Source organism: Paenibacillus forsythiae T98, from assembly GCF_000520735.1.
Taxonomy (GTDB): Bacteria; Bacillota; Bacilli; order Paenibacillales; family Paenibacillaceae; genus Paenibacillus_AQ; species Paenibacillus_AQ forsythiae.
In genome coordinates this window covers 31278-53011 of sequence record NZ_ASSC01000752.1, presented here as the reverse complement: position 1 = coordinate 53011, position 21734 = coordinate 31278, and the positions used below count along the sequence as shown (strand labels likewise).

The following is a 21734-nucleotide window of genomic DNA, read 5'->3' as shown; positions in this document are numbered from 1 at the left end:
GCGCGGAATACGTGAGTCATATTTGTTACTGTCTGCAAATTCGGAACATCGTAAAGTAATACGGCGTGATAGCCCTTATCTCCCGCATGACCGGCAGTAAGGATATCTCTATCAAAAGTTCCTAGAAGCGTAATATCGTATTGCTTCCAGCCGGAAATCACTTCGTTCAGCCATGCAAATCACCTCTTCAATCAATTGATTTGTTAAAGGATGTTACTGTTTGTTCCACACCACTAACATTAAATTAATTTACATTTTGAAGAAACCAATCGGACCCTGCTGTATTTTTTAGGTTTTACTGTATGAATCGATCAGTCTCATTAAACAACTATGAATAAGTCATACCGGAGTTTTTTTTAGGAACCGTGGCATATGGGAGAGATTCAATAAAACAAGAAATAAGTAAACTTCTTTACAATAAACTTGAGTGATTCAAATTATAATAGAAGCAACTAACCATTATTTAAAATATGAGGAGAGCAGAAGATGAAACTATTAGGGATTTCCGGAACGATTACAGGGTCCAAAACAGTCGTTGTGGTGAATAAAGTGTTAGAAAAAATACAAGCGGATTACCCGGAAATAGAGGTTGAATTGCTGGATTTAAAAAAATTCGATGTGCAGTTTTGCGATGGGCGAGATCCGTCTACTTACACGGGAGATACGAAAAAGGTTATCGATCTCGTTTCTTCTGCAGATTTTTATATCATTGGTACGCCTATTTTCCAAGGATCCATTACAGGAGCACTAAAAAATCTGTTTGATCTGGTTCACCCACAAGCTTTGCGTAATAAAGTGATGGGCTTTGTGGCTACAGGGGGAACCTACCAGCATTATCTTGTCGTTGAGAATCAATTGAAGCCGATCGCCGGTTACTTTAGAGCTTTCGTGGCCCCGGGCTATGTTTATGCTCAAAATGATCACTTTAATAAGCAAAATGAAATCATCGACGCGGAGGTTCTGGAAAGAATTCATAATTTGGCCGATGAAGTCGTTATGATGCAAAAAGCCTTAAAAGTTATCGCGAAGAGCGAAGAGGTCGTATAGTTCATTTAAGGTCATCAAAATGTATTTGAGTCAGGCGGCAAACGCGTGGAGTTATTCTCTGACGGCTACGTGGAGTGAGCGGGATTTAGAAAATAAACCGTATTTTGGATGGGAAACTAGACCCTGGAGCCTTAGCCGCTCTGGGGTTGTTTTTTTGCGACAAAAAATGAGTTTGTGTAAATCGCTTTACAATTTTGATCTGTAAAAGTTCGTATAATTTGATTAAAGCCAATTTATTTATATTCTACGCAATTTTATTAATTGCATACGAATGCTAAATTTCCAGCAAAAAAATAGGAGGTTCAACCACATGTTAAAAACTGAAGATAACAAACTCTTAACCCAAACGGATGCGGGCACACCCATGGGCGAATTATTTCGCAAATACTGGATTCCAGTCGTTAACTCGAATGAGATTGCAGAACCGAATGGCAAGCCGTTGAAAATTAAAATTTTGGGAGAAGATTTGCTCATTTTCCGGGATTCGGAAGGTAAAGTGGGACTCGTTGACGAGAAATGTCCACACCGTCGTACATCTTTATCTCTAGGTATTAACGCTGATTGTGGTTTAACCTGTATCTACCATGGATGGAAATTTGATGTGGAAGGAAACTGTTTGGATATCCCTTCAGAACCGGCCGAAAGCAAAATGAAAAAAGCAATTCATTTAAAATCATATTCGGTGCAAGAAAAGAACGGCATCATTTGGGGATACCTTGGTCCCAAAGAATCCGAACCGCCGTTCCCTGAATTTTACTGGATGGGTCTCCCTGACGATCAACTGATTTCAGAACGTGTTTGGCAGGAATGCAACTACCTTCAGGTTATGGAAAATGATGTGGATTATGTGCATGCCGCTTTTTTGCATAAGGCTTTGAATGAACAGAATATTAGCAGCGAATTATTAAGCAGCGATCTGGGGATCAATCCATCTCATCCTTTGGTGAAGAATCCTCCGGTTAAACAAGCGGTTGAGAATACGAATTACGGTAAACGTTGCATAGGTGTTGGCGTTGAGGATGAGGACAATTTTGCTTTTATGGAAATTCATTATATTTTCCCATTCTATACCTTTCCACCGCGGATGGAGGGTGAGGATGGCATGTGGCATGCATTTATTCCGCGCGATGACCACAGCACATGGAGCTGGGATGTCCAATTCTCCCATAATAAACCGATTGACGGGGCAGGGCAAAGCCAAAGAAGAGGCTTAATCTTGGATGAAAACTTCCGTAAGCTTCGTAACCTTGGAAACGATTATGAGCAGGACCGCGACTTGATGATTGATGGAAATTATTCGGGAATTCGCGGAATCGCCAATCAGGACCATGCGGTAACGGAGACAATGGGGCCAATCGTTGACCGCTCCAAGGAGCATCTGGGAACTAGTGATTTGCCACTCATTCATATACGCAAAATGCTGCTTGAGCAGGTGAAGGGATTAAAGAAGAAAGAAAAAGAACTGCACGAAATTCCATTAAAGAAACTATTCAGCTGCGGAACAGTAGATTCGAAAACAAAAACCTGGAGAGAGGCTATCCCGCTTCAAGAAAGCTTTCAGCTGAGCACTGACAAACATTTTGAGGAGACCTGATTCCATGAAACAGAAAGCTTATGACGGTTACACTTCGTTCTCTTACTTGGCTGAGGGGGCCCATTATCAAAACGTACCGTTATCAAGCCAGGAAGCCGCTCCAGAGTCGTATGTTTTCGATTTAACCGGAAAGCAGGAGGCACAAGTTCAACGAATCTTTGACAAGCATATCATGGTATCGATGAGAGATCATGGATTTATCATGCCTGCTCGTCGTGAGGATATCGATCCCTATTGCCGGGATGGATATACCGCATTTGCTTACGAAGGGTTAGCCAAATCCGGGCTGGATGTGGTGTTCGATAATTTTATGGATGGTATCATGAACATTACCTCCAAGGCAGGGTTAAAATGGGATGATGTCATCTACAATCTAGGTTTGAGATATTGTGATATTGCTAGGCAGGATACCGCGATCATAGCAGGAACCTTAACCGATATCCACAAAGCGCATGAAGGCGGCAAGGTCGCAATAGTCCCTTGTCTGGAGGCTGCTACAGCCATAGAGAATGAGATTGACCGTGTTGATATCCTGTATGGATTTGGCATTCGCTGCATGGGAATAACCTATAATGAAGCGAATACGCTTGGCACGGGATTGGCCGAGGAAAGGGACGGCGGTTTAACCAAGTTTGGAAAAAGAGTGATTAAACGGATGAATCAACTAGGGATGGCGATCGACATCTCTCATTGCGGAGACGTGACAAGTATGGATGTCATTGAAACGAGCGAGAAGCCAGTGTTGATTACGCATGCCGGAGCAAGGGCTCTTTGGAACACGCCACGTATGAAATCGGATGAGGTACTCAAGGCTTGCGCAGCAAAAGGTGGCATTATTGGAATATTGGCAGCGCCAAATACAACCTTGACCAAGGTACATCCAGGACATTCATTAGACTCGGTAATGGCACATTTTGAATATATCCGTGAGTTAGTCGGAATAGATCATGTAGGGTTTGGTCCTGATACGTTTTATGGCGACCATGTCGCTTTGCAACATGCGGTTGATCAGCGACTAAGCATCGGCGACTCCCATAGCGGGGAAAAATTTAATGAGGCTCCCTTTGTGTTGGGTGTAGAAAATCCTACTGAGGCCATGCCCAATATCGTGAAGTGGCTTGTTCAGCATGGTTACAGCAATAAGGATATTGCAAAGGCAGCAGGCGGAAACGTCATGCAGGTTTTACAGAAAATCTGGATTAGATAAGGGCTAATTATTGGAAGCCATAATGTATATAGGAGGAGGGGCAGATTGCACGCATGACTCGGCTCTTACAATTTGTGTTCATTGTTAAGACCTCATGGGATCTTTTATAATATAAGAAACTCTTCCAAAAGGAGGTTTCTTATGACTGAACTAAAATCCATTAATGATCCATGGGATGCGTTCAAACAATTCGGAGAACGCAAATTTGTACCCAAACATACAGTTATCTACAATCAGGGAGATATTATTATTGGGTTTTATTGTGTCGAGAAGGGGCTTATCAAAATTAAAACCTGCACCAACCTTGGGGAAGAGAAAAATATCAATTTTATTGGGCCCGGGCAAATGTTTGGTGAGCTTGCACTTATACAGGAACCCTCGATTTCAACGGCAATTTCAGCAGAGGATTCGGTCATTTATTTTTTTACGCTACAGCGTTTCAAAGAATTACAACAGCAATCGGACAAACCGCTTATGCTCATTTTCAGCTCCATGCTAAAGAAGATGAGTGTGCTTGTCGAACAATCATTTCACTCTACAGCCGAACAACAAATTGCCCATGCACTACTTCAATTATGCGAATCGTCGGGAAACGAGAAAATATACATTAAACAAAAGGATTTGGCTGAATTTTCCGGACTTACTCGAGTTACCGTGAATAAGGTGCTGAAAGTTTGGAGGGAAAAAGGGATTATTGAAGCACAAAATAAATTGATTCATATAAAAAACAAGGAAATACTAGCTACTTTTAGCCAACATACTACATTATAAATAATTAAGAGCCGGTTATCTCTATTATTTAAGGGATTAACCGGCTTTTGTAGATGCATTGGAAGCGGGCCGCAGAGATTAATTGTCCCGAATCTCTTTACAACTTATCCTAGGTATGGAGAACATGACCGAATCCGCTCATAGGGGAAAGAAACATGAGTTTGCACTACGAAAATCTGCGGCTAACACGCGTTGTATCGACTAAAGACGGAAACGAACATGTTGCCGGAACGATGAGTGCCTCTCTTGGTCGGTTAATTTTGAGCTTGACACTTAACCCTGAGCTCAATCTAGTGGAAGGTCTTTGGAAATGGTTAAAATCCGATATCATCATAGTAAACTCCAAATACGAAAGAAGGCAAAAAGGTGAGTACAATATTTTCTAGAACAAATCCATTTCATGCGAAAGTTCTCAAAAATGTAAATTTAAATGGAGTTGGCTCCAGCAAAGAGACAAGGCATCTCGAGTTGTCGTTAACAGGAGCTGGCCTTTCCTATGTCCCGGGCGATTGCCTGGGAATGATCCTCCAAAATGATCCGGAACTTGTGAATTCCATTCTTGAGGAAATGAAATTGGACGCCGAAACGGCAGTTGAAATTAATAAGCATGGTGAGACCCTCCCATTAAAGGAAGCTCTAACTACAAACTTTGAAATTACGCTCTTAACGAAAAAAATTGTACAGCAGGCAGTGGGATTAACAGAAGACGAAAAGCTGCAAGAGCTTGTAGCGGTTGAATATGCCGATCAACTTAAAGAATATGTAGACGGGCGTGATCTGCTTGATTTGTTGCGTGATTATGGACCTTGGAAAGCTTCTGCCCAGGAGCTTGTCTCTTTGTTAAGAAAAATAACGCCACGGCTATATTCAATTGCAAGCAGCATTTCCGCTAATCCTGAGGAAGTGCATTTAACAATCGGTGCTGTGCGCTATACGGCTCACGGACGTGAACGTAAAGGCGTTTGTTCGACCTTAGTTGCTGAACGTCTCCAAGAAGGAGATTCGCTGCCGATATTTATTCAACAAAACAAACATTTTAATCTGCCGGAGTCGCAAGAAAAAGACATTATCATGGTCGGTCCGGGCACAGGCATTGCGCCATTCCGTTCCTTTATTCAGGAACGTGCAGTAAATAAAGCACCAGGCAGAGCATGGCTATTTTTTGGCGATCAGTATTCAGCCACGGATTTCCTCTATCAAGCCGAGCTTGAAAGTTATCTAACAGACGGGGTACTGACCCGATTAGAGACTGCGTTCTCCCGTGATACGGCGGAAAAAGTATACGTACAGCATAAAATGGTTGAAAACAGCAAAGAACTGTTTGAGTGGCTGGAAAATGGCGCATACTTCTACGTTTGTGGAGACAAGCAGTATATGGCGAAAGACGTCCACAACACACTCATTGACATTATTGAAAAAGAAGGCATGATGACCCGTGAAGCCGCCGAAGCATATCTGAATGATATGAAAGAGCAAGGGCGTTACCAACGTGATGTATATTAAAATAAATAGGCGATAACCGCACGGACGAATAGTTTAGAAGAAGAGGAGTGACTTAATTCCGCAATTAGCGGTTGAAGTCATTCCTTTTTTACAGCTTTGTAGAGGGGCAGCATACTGCAATGAGTATTGAATCCGATCATGGCAAGCCGGTCACGTCCGAACAATGACAAATAAAGCTAGCCATGGAGTGTATTCGTAATTACATGCTGCACTGGAAAAGGGCACGCAAAAACACAAGTATACGGATGCGAACGTCATATCGGATTTCGCAAAGAAAGCCGTAGAAATGACCTCTTCTCTGGGTCTGATCCAAGGGTTTAGTGACAGAACGTTCAAGCCCAGGAGTCTGACGACACGCGCCGAAACAGTTGTCGTCATGAAGAGGCTCCTCTTCACTCACTTTATTTAGAGGAATTTTTCTTACTTAAACCATACTATTTCAATTGGAATTATAATTTTGTTATTGACGGGTATACCGTCCGGATTGTACAGTAAAAACGGAAGGAGCGGTAATGATGAAGTCAGGCTCTAAACGTGACACCATTTTAAAAGTGGCCTGCAAATTGGTCAGGGAAAGGGGCGCCTCACAGCTCACGCTCGATGCGGTCGCCAAGGAAGCTGGGATAAGCAAGGGCGGACTTCTTTACCATTTCCCGTCAAAGAATGCGCTTATTCAAGCAACAGTAAAGATAAGTGTGGTTTAACGTATACATTCGAAGAGGGCGACTTATCTTTCATTTATAAAGAGAAAGTATGCACTCTTTTAAGTATGGGTAAACCTAATAGCTTTATATAATAAGAAGAGGTGTTTTTGATGTGAATTTCTTTAATTCCTTTTATCTTTATTACAGTAGCTATTGTATTTTACCGTAAACGAGACGCCTAAGTTTAGGCTTCATCTCTTTTATAAAATAAGGAAATGAATTTGCCCCTCTGGAAAAGGATTGGCTTAAACCGATTAATGAAGAGCGAAAGCGAAGAACTTTTGATGATTATACAAAAAAGGATGGATTACATGTGGAAAAGAAGACGCTCCCTATTTTTTCTTATATTTTACATCGTGTGGGCTTTAAAAGAAGTTATTTTCCGTGACCATCATGATGCAACATTTGCTCTAATCTTTGTAAAGATCGTGATCTGGATCATCCCAGTTTTTCTATTTCTTCGGTACCTTGAGTGTAATCATAAACCGTTCTCCTATTTGAAGTTAAATACAAATATAAGACGGGGGATTCTATGGGGAAGTATAGTAAGCCTACTGCTAATATTAATTGAGGGGACCTTAATAACCGTTACGCATACACGATTCAATTTAGATTTAGGATGGCGGTGGATTACCACTTTCGTATTTGCTTTACCAGAAGAGGTATTGTTCAGAGGATTTATCTTACGAGGTCTTAATGACTCTATCGGTTTTAAGAAAGCCAATATCATTACAGCTGTTCTGTTTGTATCGATTCACTTTCCTGTATGGTTTATTCAAGGGATTGTCCTCCCGAAGCTAGTCTTTAATATAATCGTTGTTTTCATTGTTGGGGTCGCCCTGGGATATCTCTTCAAAAGGACAAACTCCTTATGGTCGGCCACCATTGTACATACGGTCTATAATTTGTTGATATACACTAGGTCGGTATAAGGACCCATTACTTGGCATTCGTGATGAGAGAAAAATTGAATCTTTGCGCACCATGTCAACAAGCAGAAGATGCACGCAAACTCGTCGGTCTGTTCTTTATATGAGGATGAGGTTCGTGACCTTGATTACCAGACTACTGCTTCATCTAAGTTGCTGCGAAAACGGCCACAAATGATGTCACTAAGCGTGGTTACTAAAAATAAGCGATCATTCGAGAAGGCGGTTAAACCTTTTAACTCGATTGATCGCTTGTTTTGTTATCATTGATGATGCAAGAAACGATGTATTATATCCAAGGAGTAGCGGTTTCTTGAAGAACATTTTTTAATCTCTCCAGGTTGGCCAGCCCGTCCTTTTGCAACCATTCCCGGAATGCGTTATCGCCTTGTTCTGCAAAGGGTTTTACTCCGTCATTCCAAGTTGCTCTTCCACAAAGAACACCGCAAAATGTAGAACCTGCATTTTTGGCGAATTTCAGAGTATCAATGAACTGCTCATTGGTTACTCCGCCACTTAAATAGATAAATGGAATACGGCTTTTTTCGGAATTTCTGCGATAGAATTCAGACGCTTCATTTTGACTGAACACCGGAAGATAATTTGAGTATTGGTCATAACCGGCAATATTATAGATGGAGACAGGAACTTCTACTTTGAGCAGTTCAATACCATACTCTTACTTTGAAAACTCATCCATAAAATAATCAATAATAGCAGGTTTAATTCTTGCAAATGCATCGCTTTTTGTCGATAAACCCTCAGCACTGTAGGAAACGGCTTCGAGAATAAATAACAAATCATTTTGTCTGCATTCGTCGCCGACTCTTTTGATGAATGCTTTCTTAATAATGTTATATTTCTCCTCTTCGTTTGGGTCAAAGTACACAAGAAGTTTAAGTGCCGATACACCTTTTTTTACAAAATCCTGTACGGACCAGAAATCCACCAGATTGGGTAGTCTGCCTTTTTCATTAGCATCATATCCTGTCTTCTCATAGGCCATAATTAAGCCGACATCCGGATTAAGTTTATTGGAGGCTTCCCATCCGTATTCCGGATCAAGCAATAGGGAGGAAGAAGCGTTTCCGAGAACCTCACTGATACCTGCCTTAAACTGGGTTAGCCCTTCTTCATAGGACAAATTGTCATTGTAGCTTTGAATCATTTTTCCCAGAGATCCGCGTTGATCAATCGCTGTAGCCAGAATGATATGATTTTCGGTTGAAATAAGCTCAAGTCCTCTGAAAGAAACTCCGTCTACGATACGAACGGTATTTCTTCTGTACAAATTGTTACTTCCACTCTCCGCTTTACCACTATTTGCGATACGGTTCACCGTAATTGATCTTCAACTACCCTGCTCGTTTAACGGCGCCGTCAGTCCGCTCTCAATTTCCTGAATGATGGAGCTATATACTTCTTTTTATGCATAAATATGCTCCCCTTGCAGTAACAGGTCTTTATTATTTCACCTGTCTACCGTATGGGGAGCATATCAAAACCCATGAACTGGCTGCTGGGGACCGTTGTTCCAATCGCTGTTGTCTCCAGATTTTTTTATTCTCCTTAGCAGTGAAAATCCGGACACAAAGGCGACCGCTGCCGCGCAATCTCTAAAATCCTACTTTTGAGACGGCCTCTTCTTTGATCATCTAGGCTCCTCTTTATTTATGTTTCACGGTCTAACGCGCTTTTTCACCCGCCGATTGCGTTTGCTTTGGGATAACAGGAGTGATTGCTCGGCTTTGCAGAAGTTCCAGAATGGCATTTGTATCGTAAGCGCGGTCTGCTAAAACTTCGCCCGGGCCGAACTCCAGCTCATGGAGAAGGCGATAGCAGGTGACGGAATCGTGGTCTTGCCCTGGCGTCAACTCAAAACGCAGAGGATAGCCGAGCGCATCCACGATCGTATGAATTTTGGTGGTTAATCCTCAGCGTGAACGTCCGATGGTGGCGTCCATCATGATTTGATCCCAATCCGGCTCTATGGCAACGTGTTTCAGAAATCTCATCCCATATCTTCGTTTTTACAACCGCCAGAAGAAACTGTAGGCGGAAGACCATGGGCCGTAATGACTGGGTAAAACTCGCCATGGCGCTCCGGTTCGAGCGACCCAAAGTACCGCGTTCAGCATTTGCCGCCGATCTTTAGGCGATCGTTCTCCTTGTTTTTTTCGGGCCGGGGGCAATAGGGGTTCTAGTACATTCCATTCTTCATCCGTTAACTCATATCTTCGTCTCATGTTCCTTATTTTACTTAATTTCTACGCGTTGTTCATTTTGCGTACAAGCCCTAAAACTCTTTTTGCTTACAAGAGAAAGAAATTCGGAAAAGTTGACGTAATAAGCTTTTTGGCTAAATTCACAGTAGGTACATTAAATGCAAGCTTCCAGGCGAATCGCAAAGAGTAGAAACAAGCGATATTAAAGTGGAAGACAATGATTTTATCACAAAAATTCCACATTTCATTGTCGATTACAGTTAAAATATTGAATTTATTAAGTATAATCTCTGTATATGCCAAATTTTCGTAATAGAAACAATAATCGATAAATTATATGTGGATTTCCTTTGTAGGAGGAAGATTGTATGTATGTTCATGTATGGAGGGGACGCAATTGTACATAGCTGCAAGTATATCCAGTTTAGTTCATGTAATTACTGAAGTAAGCTTATCGGACAATAAAGCGGGTATTACGTTTGTCAAAGGTGAACATAAGGAAAGCTTCATGTCGTATCCCGAGTTATACAGCAGTGCTATAAGAATCTTGCATCATATGCAGGAGCTTGGAATGAAGAAAGGCGATGAAATCGTATTTCAACTTGAAGATAATGAGAAGTTTATTAAAGTATTTTGGTCATGCCTGTTAGGCGGGATGATACCGGTTCCGGTTACTGTAGGCAACAATTTCGAACACAAGCGGAAGCTGTTTAAAATTTGGGGAATCCTGAATCGTCCCTGGCTGATCGCAGACACAGCATCTGCAGCATCTTTGAAACTGAATTCGGAGAGCGGCGAATGGACTGACCTGATGAAGGAAATCGACGGTCAAACGTTCCTTTTCGAGCAACTAGAGGGCGAAAGCGCGGGAAGGGGGAAGATTTACGAGGCACAGCCCGATGACATAGCCTTTATACAATTTTCGTCAGGCTCTACAGGAGATCCCAAGGGAGTGATCCTGACTCATAAGAATCTGATGGCAAATATAGATGCGATTATTTCATGTGCCGGTATTACCGTTCATGATTCCGTATTTAGCTGGATGCCCCTTACCCATGACATGGGGCTAATCGGTGGTCATCTGGTTCCATTAAGAAGGAACATTCGGCAGTACAGCATGCCTACCTCGGTATTCTCCAGAAATCCCATCTTATGGATCAACAAGGTGAACGAACACAGAGCAACCTTGTTGTCATCGCCCAACTTTGGTTATCAATATCTTCTCAAGTTCATGGAACGCAAAAGCTCGAGGGGCCGTAGAACCCCGATCGACTGGGATCTATCCTGTGTACGGCTGATCTTTAACGGTGCGGAACCGATATCAAGTCAAGCTTGCAAGGATTTCATAGATGTGATGCATCAGTATGGACTTAAGCCCAATGTCATATTCCCTGTTTATGGCATGGCCGAGGCTGGTTTGGCTGTTACTTTTCCTCCGCCGCAAGAGGAAATGGTCACGCTCCACCTGGACCGCAGCAGTTTGGTTACGGGCAGACGAGTCACTACTCTTGAAAGCGGAGATTCTGCCAACTCGGTTTCTTTTGTTGATCTTGGTTTTCAGGTCGACCAATGCCGTTATCGTATATGTGATGAGGAGAACCTACTATTGCAGGATGAAGAAATCGGCTATATCCAAATCTCAGGGAATAACGTTACGGGCGGTTATTACAACAATAAACAAGCTACGGAAAAGGCATTTACTCCTGATGGCTGGCTTATAACCGGAGATTTGGGCTTCTCTAGAAAGGGAAGGTTAACCGTTACGGGCCGGGCTAAGGATATTATCATTGTGAACGGACAAAATTACTATCCGCACGACATTGAACGGGTTGCTGGCGAGGCGCTTGGTTCCGCAATGATTGAAACAGCGGCATTCAGCGTATATAACCATGCCGACCAACAGGAAGATATCATGCTGGCTGTATTATTCAGGAAGTCCATTGAAGATTTTATTCCGGTTGAGCGCAAACTGATAAACCACATTAACATGATGATGGGGCTGGAAATAAAGTCAATCATACCGGTTAAGCAAATTCCAAAAACAACAAGCGGAAAGGTACAGAGGTATAAATTTGCCGAATGGTATGGTTCCGGTGAATACGATCAGCTGATTCAAGATATGGAGCAGAGGATACTTCGGCTGGAATCGGGCAGAGCGATTGCCTCTCCAACTACGGAAACGGAAGCAGCGGTTTTGTTCCTTTTTAAGGAGTCGCTAAAGAAGGAGCAGCTGGGCATTAACGACAACTTTTTTGAATTCGGAGGAACTTCTCTTAAGGCAGCATCCTTGATTGCAATGATTCAGAAGGAATTTGGGGTTGTTCTTCCTATTCGTGAGATATTTCTTAACCCCACTGTTAAAGGGATTGCCGCTTTACTGGAATCGGCTGGGGACGGAGAGTACCTGATTATTGAAAGGGTTGAAGAGAAAGAGAATTATGAGTTGTCCTCCGCACAGAAGCGGATCTATCTTCTGAGCCAGATGGAAGCTACAGGTACCAGCTATAATCTTCCGGCAGTAATGAAATGTACGGGAACGATTCATGTTGAAAGATTCGAAAAAGCGATTGCGGCATTGGTACAAAGACATGATATCTTACGAACCTCATTCGAGTTGATTGAGGGTCTGCCCATGCAGCGGGTTCATCAAGATGTAGTATTCCAAGTTGGGCATATTGATCTCGGCCGCATGGATTTGGATCGAACAATCAACGATTTGGTCCGTCCTTTTGACTTAGGGAAGGCGCCATTATTTCGGGTAAGCTTGATAAGATGTTCCGACGATGAGCATGTGATGCTCTTTGATTTCCATCATATCATTTCCGATGGAGTATCCATGGGTATTCTTTTCCAAGAGCTGATGGGCCTGTACAACGGATCGGAACCGGCACCTATTCAATTTCAATATAAAGATTTCTGCGCCTGGCAACGCAGGTATGCGGCCGGGAATGAGATGAAAGAAGCGGGGGCCTATTGGCTTCAGCAATATCGGTCGCAACCAACGGTGCTTGAACTGCCAACGGACTATTCCAGACCTTCCGTCCAATGCTTCGAAGGAGACAGTATTAGATTTCAGGTAGAGAAACCGCTGACCGAACAGCTGCAAAAGACGGCTTCACAAGAGGGTGCAACGTTATTCATGACTCTGCTTGCCGCATTTAATGTGCTGCTCGCAAGGTACACCGGTCAAACAGACATCATTGTGGGAAGCCCGGTAGCCGGCAGAAGGCATGCAGGCCTCGAGTCGATGATGGGGATGTTTGTGAATACCCTCGCGTTACGAAATTGGCCCGAAGGGGAGAAGACCTTCCGCTACTTCTTGAATGAAGTCAAGGAAAACTTTATTAACGCCTATGAGCATCAGGATTATCCCTTTGAAGAGCTGGTTGAACATCTTGCGATTCAGCGTGATTGGAGCAGAAATCCATTATTTGATGTAGTATTTGCCATGCAAAACATGGAGTGGCAGCAATTGCAGCTAGACCAGCTAAAGATTGAAGCTTATCCATGGAAAGCTGGCACATCCAAGTTTGACATATCGTTATTTGCCGCCCTGGACAATGATGTGCTGGAATTTGAGCTTGAGTACAGCACAAGGCTGTTTAGAACATCACGTATCAAGGCGATGGTCGCTCATTTTATCCATGTGCTAAAAGAAGTCTCAGCAAATCCAGACCTTCCGATTAGTCTGATCGAAGTGATTCCGGAAGAGGAGAGGCAGCTTCTTACATACGGCTTTAACAATACGGCTGTCCAATACCCGCTTGATAAGAGTATTCATATGCTGATTAGTGAGCAGGCTGCGAAGACTCCGGAAAATACCGCGGTTTGTTGCAATGGTTTATGTTTGACCTATGGAGAATTAAATACAAGAGCACACCGTCTCGCTTCTATTCTGAAGGAGCGTGGTATTGGCACGAACGATATTGTAGGCATCATGCTGGAGCCATCTGTAGATATGATTATCGGTATTTTGAGTGTTTTGAATACAGGAGCAGCCTTTCTTCCGATTGACCCTGGTTATCCTGCGGAACGGGTCCGTTTCATGCTTGAGGACAGCCAGGCTGCACTCTTGCTTAGCCAATCCGCGATAAGAGAGAAGGGTGTTTACACGGGAGACGTGCTCTGCGACATCATGGAACTGACCAATCAGGAGCAGATCAAGACTCGTACAATTTCTGAAGGGCGTTCAACAGATTTGGCGTATGTGATTTACACCTCGGGCACAACCGGGCTGCCCAAAGGCGTAATGGTCGAACACAGGTCCCTCGTTAATATGTGCCATTGGCAAGTGGATACCTTTCGGATAACCGAACAAGATAAAAGCTCGAAGTACGCCGGCTTTGCGTTTGATGCATCGATTTTTGAGATTTTTCCATACCTGATCAGTGGAGCTTCCGTCCACATCGTACCGGAAGAGATTCGGCTTGATCCGGAAGCGTTGAACAATTTTTTTCATACCAATGGCATAACGATTTCTTTCCTGCCCACACAGCTGTGTGAACAGTTCATTCAACTGGAGAACCGCAGCTTACGGATCTTGCTCACAGGCGGTGATAAGCTGAGAACTTATTATCCCCGGAGCTATCAGGTTATGAATTGTTACGGCCCGACGGAAAATACCGTAGTGACAACCTATCACCCGGTCACGGAATGGAGTGAGAATATATCCATTGGCAGACCGATATCCAATACGCAAGTCTATATCCTGGATGGACAACATCGCCTTCAGCCTATCGGTGTGGCTGGGGAGCTTTGTATCGCCGGCGCCAGTTTGGCGAGAGGATATTTGAAACGACCTGAACTGACCTCGGAGAAATTCGTGCCGAATCCGTTCGAGGCCGGAACCCGTATGTATAAAACAGGTGATTTGGCCAGATGGAAGGCCGACGGTACGATAGAATACCTGGGGCGGATTGACCAGCAAGTCAAGATTCGGGGAAATCGGGTCGAGATCGGAGAGATCGAGGATATTCTGTTGAAGCATGCAGCTGTTGCGGATGCGGCAGTCATGGCGATGGAAGACCATCATAACCAGAAGTTCCTGGTTGCCTATGTAGTTGCAAGGTCGGAAATTATTTCGGAGTTGCTCCGCGAATATATGGCGAAAGCATTACCCGATTATATGGTTCCGGCATGGATTATCCCGATAGACCATATCCCTTTGAACCAGAACGGGAAGATCGATAGAAAAGCATTGCCTGAACCCGAGCTGGAGGCAGCTTCCGTATATGTTGCTCCCGTAAGCCATATCGAGCAAAAGCTGGCCAAGCTGTGGCAAGAAGTATTGGGTGCCGGGCAGGTGGGTTTAAATGATCATTTCTTTAAGATGGGTGGACATTCCTTAAGTGTCGCTATGCTTGCTTCAAAAATTCACAAGGAATTCGGCGCAAATATGCCGATTAGTGAATTGTTCAAGGCTGCTTATCTGCACGAACAGGCCAGATGGCTGGAAACGGCTGAGAAAAGCTTGGGTTCCGTGATCAAAAAGGCTGCAGAAGCAGACTATTACAAAACCTCATCCGCGCAGCGAAGATTGTTCATCCTTTCCCAATTGAAGGGAGCCGGAATTAACTATAATATGCCTCAAATTCTTGATATCTCCGGAGAATTGGATATTGAGAAATTCAGCTCGGCATTCCAGAAACTGGTTGAACGCCATGAAGCGCTGCGGACCTCATTTGAACTGAAGGCTGGCGAGGTTGTACAGAAAATCCACCATGACGTAACACTTGAAATCAGCCGGTTCACAGGTGCGGAAGGACAGGCGCTAAATGAGATCGATTCGTTCATAAGGCCGTTCGATTTGAACAAGGCTCCGTTGGTTCGGGTGGGCTTGTTAACACGTCCGGATGGCAGTTCTCAGGTACTGTTCGATATGCATCACATCGTCTCGGACGGATTATCCGTATCGATTCTGATTAAGGAGTTCATTAGTCTTTATAAGGGAGAAGCTTTGCCTGAGATTTCGCGGCAATATAAGGATTATTCGGAATGGCAGGCCGAATTCTTGAACGGGGAGGAACTCAAGAAGCAGGAAACCTACTGGTTGGAGCAGTTTGCCGGTGAACTGCCCGCTCTCCAGCTTCCTGCAGATTATCAGCGTCCCTCTGTATACAGCTTTGAAGGAGACAGTCTCAAGTTCGGAATAGACCGTGTGTGGACAGACAAGCTGAAATCCTTTGCGGTTAACGAAGAAGCGACCTTATATATGGCGCTTCTCAGCGCCTTCTATGTACTGCTTCATAAATACAGCGGTCAGGAGGATATCATCATCGGCAGTCCGGTAGCAGGACGGAATCACGGCGAGCTTGACCGAGTTGTAGGAATGTTCGTCAATACCATTGCGATCCGCAACAAGCCGTTGCCGGATATGACCTTTAGACAACTGCTTGAGGAAGTCAAGAAAAGCTCCCTTGAAGCTCTTGAGAATCAGGATTATCCGTTTGAAGAGCTGGTAGAAAAGCTGGATTTGCAACGAGATTTAAGCAGAAATCCTTTATTTGATATTATGTTTTCCCTTCAGAACATGAATAAAGGACTGATGGAAGCTGACGGGGTCGCTTTCATTCCACGTGGATTTAAGAGCAAAACGGCTAAATTCGACATCACTCTGATTGCAGAAGAACAGGAGGATCAACTTGGTTTTGAACTCGAGTTCTGTACCAAGCTCTTTAACAATCAGACCATGGAACGGCTGGCGAGACACTTTATTCAGATTGTGGAATCCGTTATAACAGACCCGGATGCGAGATTGTCGGATATCTCGATGCTGTCCGAGGCGGAGGTTACCGAGATTCTGTACGATTTTAACCATACACGGACTGAATATCCCAATGATCGTACGATTGCCGGATTGTTCGAGGAGCAGGTAGAAAGGAATCCCGGATGCATTGCGCTTGTTTATGGTGACGAGCAACTTACTTATCAGGAGCTTAATGAGAGAGCCAATAGTCTCGCTTGGCTGCTGAAGAGCCAAGGCGTACAACCAGATACCCCTGTCGGGTTGATGACGAGACGTTCCATGCAGATGGTTATCGCCATGCTTGCCATACTCAAATCGGGCGGGGCATACGTTCCTGTTGATCCGGATTATCCGCTTGACCGCGTTCATTATTTGCTCGAGGACAGCGGGGCCCGGCTGCTGTTAACTACTCCAGAGTTTATTCATGCCGCGCGTGACGGAATGGAATTGGTCGATCTGAGTGACGTGTCTGTGTACCAGGGCAATAGAGCTAACCTGAGTACAGAGAATAAGCCTAATGATCTGGCTTATATCATCTATACATCGGGTTCTACCGGCAAGCCGAAGGGCGTTCTGGTAGAGCATATTAATGTGATTAGACTGGTGAAGTCCACCAACTATGCCTCTTTTACGGAAAAGGATAGAATGCTTCAAATCGGTGCGCCCGTCTTCGATGCCACCACTTATGAAATATGGGGTGCCTTATTGAACGGAGCTAGACTTCATCTGGTGGATAAGGAAGACATCATCGATCCGGACAAGTTCAGCCGGATACTTGCGGAGCATCAAATCACTTCGATGTTCATCACGGCAGCATTGTTTAATCAGATGGCGGTACATAATGGGGCAATGTTCAGTAGCGTATCAAACCTCCTGGTGGGAGGAGAAACGTTATCGGCCAAGCATATCAATCTTGTTCGTAACCATTGCAAGGATCAGGCGCTTTGCAACATTTATGGACCTACAGAGAATACCACATTCTCTATCTTCTTCAGGATCGACAATGATTACGGAGAGAATATCCCGATCGGAAAGCCCATTTCCAATTCAACGGCTTATATTGTCGATAAGAACGGATGCCTCCAGCCGATTGGAGTGCCGGGTGAACTGTGGGTAGGCGGGGATGGCGTAGCCAGAGGTTACCTGAACAGACCGGAGCTTACAGCGGACAAGTTTATTCCCAGTCCCTTTGTGGAAGGGGAACGGATCTATAAAACAGGCGATCTTGCAAGGTGGTTGCCGGATGGGAATATTGAATTTCTGGGACGAATCGACCAACAGGTCAAAATAAGAGGATACCGTATCGAGACAGATGAGATTGCAGCCGTGATACAAAGTTATGACAGCATCAGTGAAGCGGTAGTGGTAACAAGTGAGGATGCAAGCAACGAGAAGTTCTTGTCTGCCTACATCGTATCAGATATGAATTTAGAGGAATCGGATTTAAGAGAATATCTTGCCAAAGTATTGCCGATCTATATGATTCCTTCTTTCCTCATGCAGGTGGACAAAATACCGCTGACTCATAATGGCAAGGTGAATAAAGTTGAATTGCTGCAGATGAAGGGAACATCCATTAGGGGAAATCAATATCAACCGCCTTCCAATCCGACCGAAGAGAAGCTGGCCGAAATATGGTGTGACATACTGGGAATTTCCCAAGTCGGTATACGCGATAATTTCTTTGAGGTGGGGGGGCACTCCTTGACTGCAACAGTGCTGGTCTCCCGCATACACAAGGAATGCAATGTTGAAATTGGACTGAAGGACGTATTTTCTTCACCAACCATCCAAGAGATGGCTATACTAATCCATTCTGCCAAGAACAACAACAACTACCGGGTCATTAAACCTGTCGCTGCCGCCCATGTGCAAGGGGATCAATTCTATCCGGTATCCTCTGCGCAGCGCAGAATGTTCCTGATGAGCAAGATGGAAGAGTCCTCCATAACGTATAACATTCCGGTTGCGATGGTAGTGGATGGCGAGATTAGTCTCAAGCAGATGAAAAATGTCTTTACGCAGCTTATCCGTCGGCATGAATCGCTCCGGACCTCCTTCCATATGGTTGATGGAGACTGCATGCAGAAGATCCATGACCAGATCGAATGTGATGTCGCTTATTCCGAGGATGGAGACCGTGAGCTAGGAGATCCGGAGAGAATCCGTGCAGCTGTAGAGAGCTTTGTTGTTCCTTTTGAATTGGAGAAAGCGCCTTTGTTCCGGGTTAGCTTGATTAAGCTGGATCATATGAAGCATGTCATGCTCTTTGATATCCATCACATCGTCGCGGATGGTGTCTCCATGGATATTCTGACCAAGGAATTTATAGCTTTGTATACCGGGCAGGAGCTTTCGCCGCCGGACATTCATTATAAGGACTTCGTCGCTTGGCAGCATGAAGCATTGGAGTCCGGTATGATCAGCAGGCAGGAGAAATACTGGAAAGACTTGTTCCAAGGCGAAATTCCGGTATTGAATATGCCCACAACTTATCCAAGGCCCTCCAGACGAAGCTTTAGAGGGGACACGCTGGAATTTAAGTTGGGGGGCAGCCTGTTTGGCAAGCTCAGTGAACTGGCTTCCAAGCAGGGCGTTACGATGTATATGCTGCTTCTGGCCTCGTTTAACGTGGTTCTAACCAAATATACGGGCCAGGAGGATATCGTGGTCGGCTCACCTGTTGCGGGCAGACGTCATGCTGATCTGCAAAGCATGATCGGGATGTTTGTTAACACCCTGAGTATGAGAAATGCTCCCGCAGGCAACAAAACATTCGCTCACTTCCTGGAAGAAGTGCGTGAAAATACGTTAAATGCGTATGAGAATCAGGACTATCAATTTGAGGAATTGGTAGCGAATTTGGACCTTCAACGGGATCTTAGCCGGAATCCGTTATTTGATGTCATGTTCTCTTTGCACAGCTTCGGTGAGGATGTCTTCCAAGCGGGCGGCCTGACATTTACCAACTTTGGCATAGACAATCAAATTTCCAAATTTGATCTGTCCCTGGATGCCATACATGGAGATTCTCATATTACATGCAACGTGGAGTATGCGGTTGACCTGTATTCCCGGGAGATGGTCGAACGATTCATTCAGCATTTTATTCATGCCCTTGTACAAGTAACAGAGCATCCGGATAAGCAAATTTCCGAGATAGAGATCATGTCCGGCGATGAGAAAACAAGCATTCTGGTAGGCTTCAATGATACCAAGCTGGACTACGAGAAGACCAAAACGCTGCATCAGCTTTTTGAAGAACGGGTTCAAAAGCAGCCCGACTATCCGGCGGTTCATTTCGAGGGGGAAACGCTAACTTATGCGGAACTCAACAGCAGAGCGAATCAGCTTGCCCGCCGATTAAGAGAACTGGGGCTTCAAGCGGGAGAGATGGTGCCCATCATGTGCGAACGTTCTATCGATATGATAGTAGGCATTCTCTCCGTATTGAAAGCGGGCGGTGCGTATTTGCCGATCGATCCTTACTACCCTGTTGACCGCATCGTGTTTATGTTCGAGGATAGCCAGGCTAGAATGCTTCTCACCCACAGCCGGTATGTGAACGGCATCGGCTTCAACGGCAAGCTCCTGCTCTTGGACGATAAGGAATGGTTTAATGGAGATGAAGGTGATCTTGTAAATGTCACTAAACCTGAGGATCTGGCTTATGTGATCTATACGTCGGGCTCCACAGGCAAGCCTAAAGGCGTCATGGTCGAACACAGAAGTGTTATCAATCTTGCGACGTGGTTAAGTGGAATGCTTGCCCTGGAGGGCAAGCGGTTCCTGCATATGTCGAACGTTTCTTTTGACAACTCGGTTGAAGAGATCTTTCCCCAGCTGATTTCCGGGGCAACCGTCTATATGCTGAGCAAGGAGGATTCTTTGGACCGAAATACCTTTACTTCATTTGTGAATAAAAATCAGATCCAAATCGTCAACCTTCTTCCTATGACGATGAAAGAGTTGCTTGCCGGACAAGGCAGAATCGAATGTCTAAAGCATGTAATGGTGGGCGGAGATAAGCTGGAGGAATCATTAAAGGATCAGATCTTATCACTGGGCTACACGCTTACGGATCATTACGGACCTACAGAATCGACGGTTGATGCAATCTACACCCGATGCGAAGCCAATAAAGCGGTCATAGGCAAACCTATTTCCAATACGCGGGTGTATATCGTCGACTCCTATGATAAACCCGTTCCTGTTGGGGTAGCCGGGGAAATTTGCATAGCGGGCGATGGATTGGCCAGAGGATATTTGAACAGGCCGGAGCTGACCTGCGAAAAGTTTGTTCCTAACCCCTTCGAAGAGGGGCAGCGCATGTACCGGACAGGCGACTTGGCCTATTGGACGGCGGAAGGGGAAACTGTTTATTTGGGCCGGGTAGATAATCAGGTTAAAATAAGAGGTTTCCGAATTGAATTGGGCGAGATTGAGAAACAACTGTTGGCACATGAAAGTGTTCAGAATGTCATTGTCATGGATCGGACCGACAACCAGGGAAGAAAATATTTATGCGGCTACATTGTATCCGGCCAAGAACTCTCCATCAGCGAATTACGTACCCATTTGCTGAAGGTACTCCCGGACTACATGATTCCTGCTGCTTTCGTGATTCTGGACAGGCTGCCGCAGACTCCGAATGGAAAGATCGACAGAAAAGCGCTCCCTGAACCGGTTGAATCATTCTCGGCCGGCACGACCTATGTTTCCCCTCGTAATGAAACGGAACATACTCTCGTGCAAATTTGGGCGGAGGTCCTATCGGTTCCTGTACAAAAAATCGGCATCCATGACTCCTTCTTTGACCTGGGGGGCAACTCCATCATGATCATGCAGTTAACGAATCTGATTAATGACAGATTTGATACGCAATGCGTACGGGTGACAGACTTATTCAATTACACAACTGTCGACGAAATAGCAGTCCATATCAACAGCCAATTAAATAAGACCGAGGCAGATCAAGAAGAAATCATCAAATTCACTTTCTAGAGAGA

At 44.5% G+C, this 21734-nt stretch carries 12 protein-coding genes and 1 pseudogene; 10 read left to right on the top strand and 3 right to left on the bottom strand.

The features are described 5' to 3' along the window. Positions 1 to 486 precede the first annotated feature (486 nt). From L692_RS0122940 to L692_RS34080, 9 genes are all read left to right on the top strand, one after another. The gene (locus L692_RS0122940; protein ID WP_025702306.1) at positions 487 to 1047 is read left to right on the top strand and encodes an NADPH-dependent FMN reductase; all 561 of its coding nucleotides are present in this window, start codon (positions 487 to 489) and stop codon (positions 1045 to 1047) included. 310 nt (positions 1048 to 1357) lie between these two features. Then, positions 1358 to 2641: a Rieske 2Fe-2S domain-containing protein gene (locus L692_RS0122935; RefSeq protein WP_025702305.1), complete on the top strand. Its 1284-nt coding sequence runs from the start codon at positions 1358 to 1360 to the stop codon at positions 2639 to 2641. A gap of 4 nt (positions 2642 to 2645) precedes the next feature. After that, positions 2646 to 3848, top strand: coding sequence for a dipeptidase (locus L692_RS0122930; RefSeq protein WP_025702304.1), 1203 nt, complete (start codon positions 2646 to 2648; stop codon positions 3846 to 3848). A 141-nt stretch (positions 3849 to 3989) separates the two neighbouring features. Continuing rightward, positions 3990 to 4619: a Crp/Fnr family transcriptional regulator gene (locus L692_RS0122925; protein ID WP_025702303.1), complete on the top strand. Its 630-nt coding sequence runs from the start codon at positions 3990 to 3992 to the stop codon at positions 4617 to 4619. Positions 4620 to 4774: 155 nt separating this feature from the next. Then, positions 4775 to 5005 (top strand): hypothetical protein, encoded by a 231-nt coding sequence (locus L692_RS33175; protein ID WP_051503567.1) that lies wholly within the window; start codon positions 4775 to 4777, stop codon positions 5003 to 5005. Further along, positions 4986 to 6122 (top strand): sulfite reductase subunit alpha, encoded by a 1137-nt coding sequence (locus L692_RS29960; protein ID WP_084463323.1) that lies wholly within the window; start codon positions 4986 to 4988, stop codon positions 6120 to 6122. The genes L692_RS33175 and L692_RS29960 overlap by 20 nt, the downstream gene beginning before the upstream one ends. 211 nt (positions 6123 to 6333) lie before the next feature. Continuing rightward, positions 6334 to 6531, top strand: a complete 198-nt coding sequence (locus L692_RS34085) for an S-layer homology domain-containing protein (protein ID WP_084463322.1) — start codon at positions 6334 to 6336, stop codon at positions 6529 to 6531. 103 nt (positions 6532 to 6634) lie between these two features. After that, entirely contained in the window at positions 6635 to 6826 is a 192-nt protein-coding gene (locus L692_RS0122915; protein ID WP_376717941.1) for a TetR/AcrR family transcriptional regulator, read from the top strand. 215 nt (positions 6827 to 7041) lie between these two features. Next, complete coding sequence (locus tag L692_RS34080; RefSeq protein ID WP_084463321.1) at positions 7042 to 7758, top strand: CPBP family intramembrane glutamic endopeptidase; 717 nt, start codon at positions 7042 to 7044, stop codon at positions 7756 to 7758. Positions 7759 to 8044: 286 nt separating this feature from the next. Here the strand turns inward: L692_RS34080 and L692_RS33665 are convergent. From L692_RS33665 to L692_RS34070, 3 genes and pseudogenes are all read right to left on the bottom strand, one after another. Next, positions 8045 to 9094, bottom strand: a pseudogene (locus tag L692_RS33665) (tagatose 1,6-diphosphate aldolase). Positions 9095 to 9440: 346 nt separating this feature from the next. Further along, positions 9441 to 9674 carry a transposase gene (locus L692_RS34075; RefSeq protein ID WP_084463318.1) on the bottom strand — a complete coding sequence of 78 codons (234 nt, stop codon included), beginning with the start codon at positions 9672 to 9674 and terminating at the stop codon, positions 9441 to 9443. A gap of 111 nt (positions 9675 to 9785) precedes the next feature. Further along, positions 9786 to 10001 carry a transposase gene (locus L692_RS34070; RefSeq protein WP_084463317.1) on the bottom strand — a complete coding sequence of 72 codons (216 nt, stop codon included), beginning with the start codon at positions 9999 to 10001 and terminating at the stop codon, positions 9786 to 9788. A 316-nt stretch (positions 10002 to 10317) separates the two neighbouring features. On the opposite strand from L692_RS34070, the gene L692_RS0122900 reads away from it, so the two are divergent. Beyond that, on the top strand, positions 10318 to 21729 hold the full coding sequence (locus tag L692_RS0122900; RefSeq protein ID WP_084463316.1) for a non-ribosomal peptide synthetase: 11412 nt from the start codon (positions 10318 to 10320) through the stop codon (positions 21727 to 21729). The last annotated feature ends 5 nt before the right edge of the window (positions 21730 to 21734 follow it).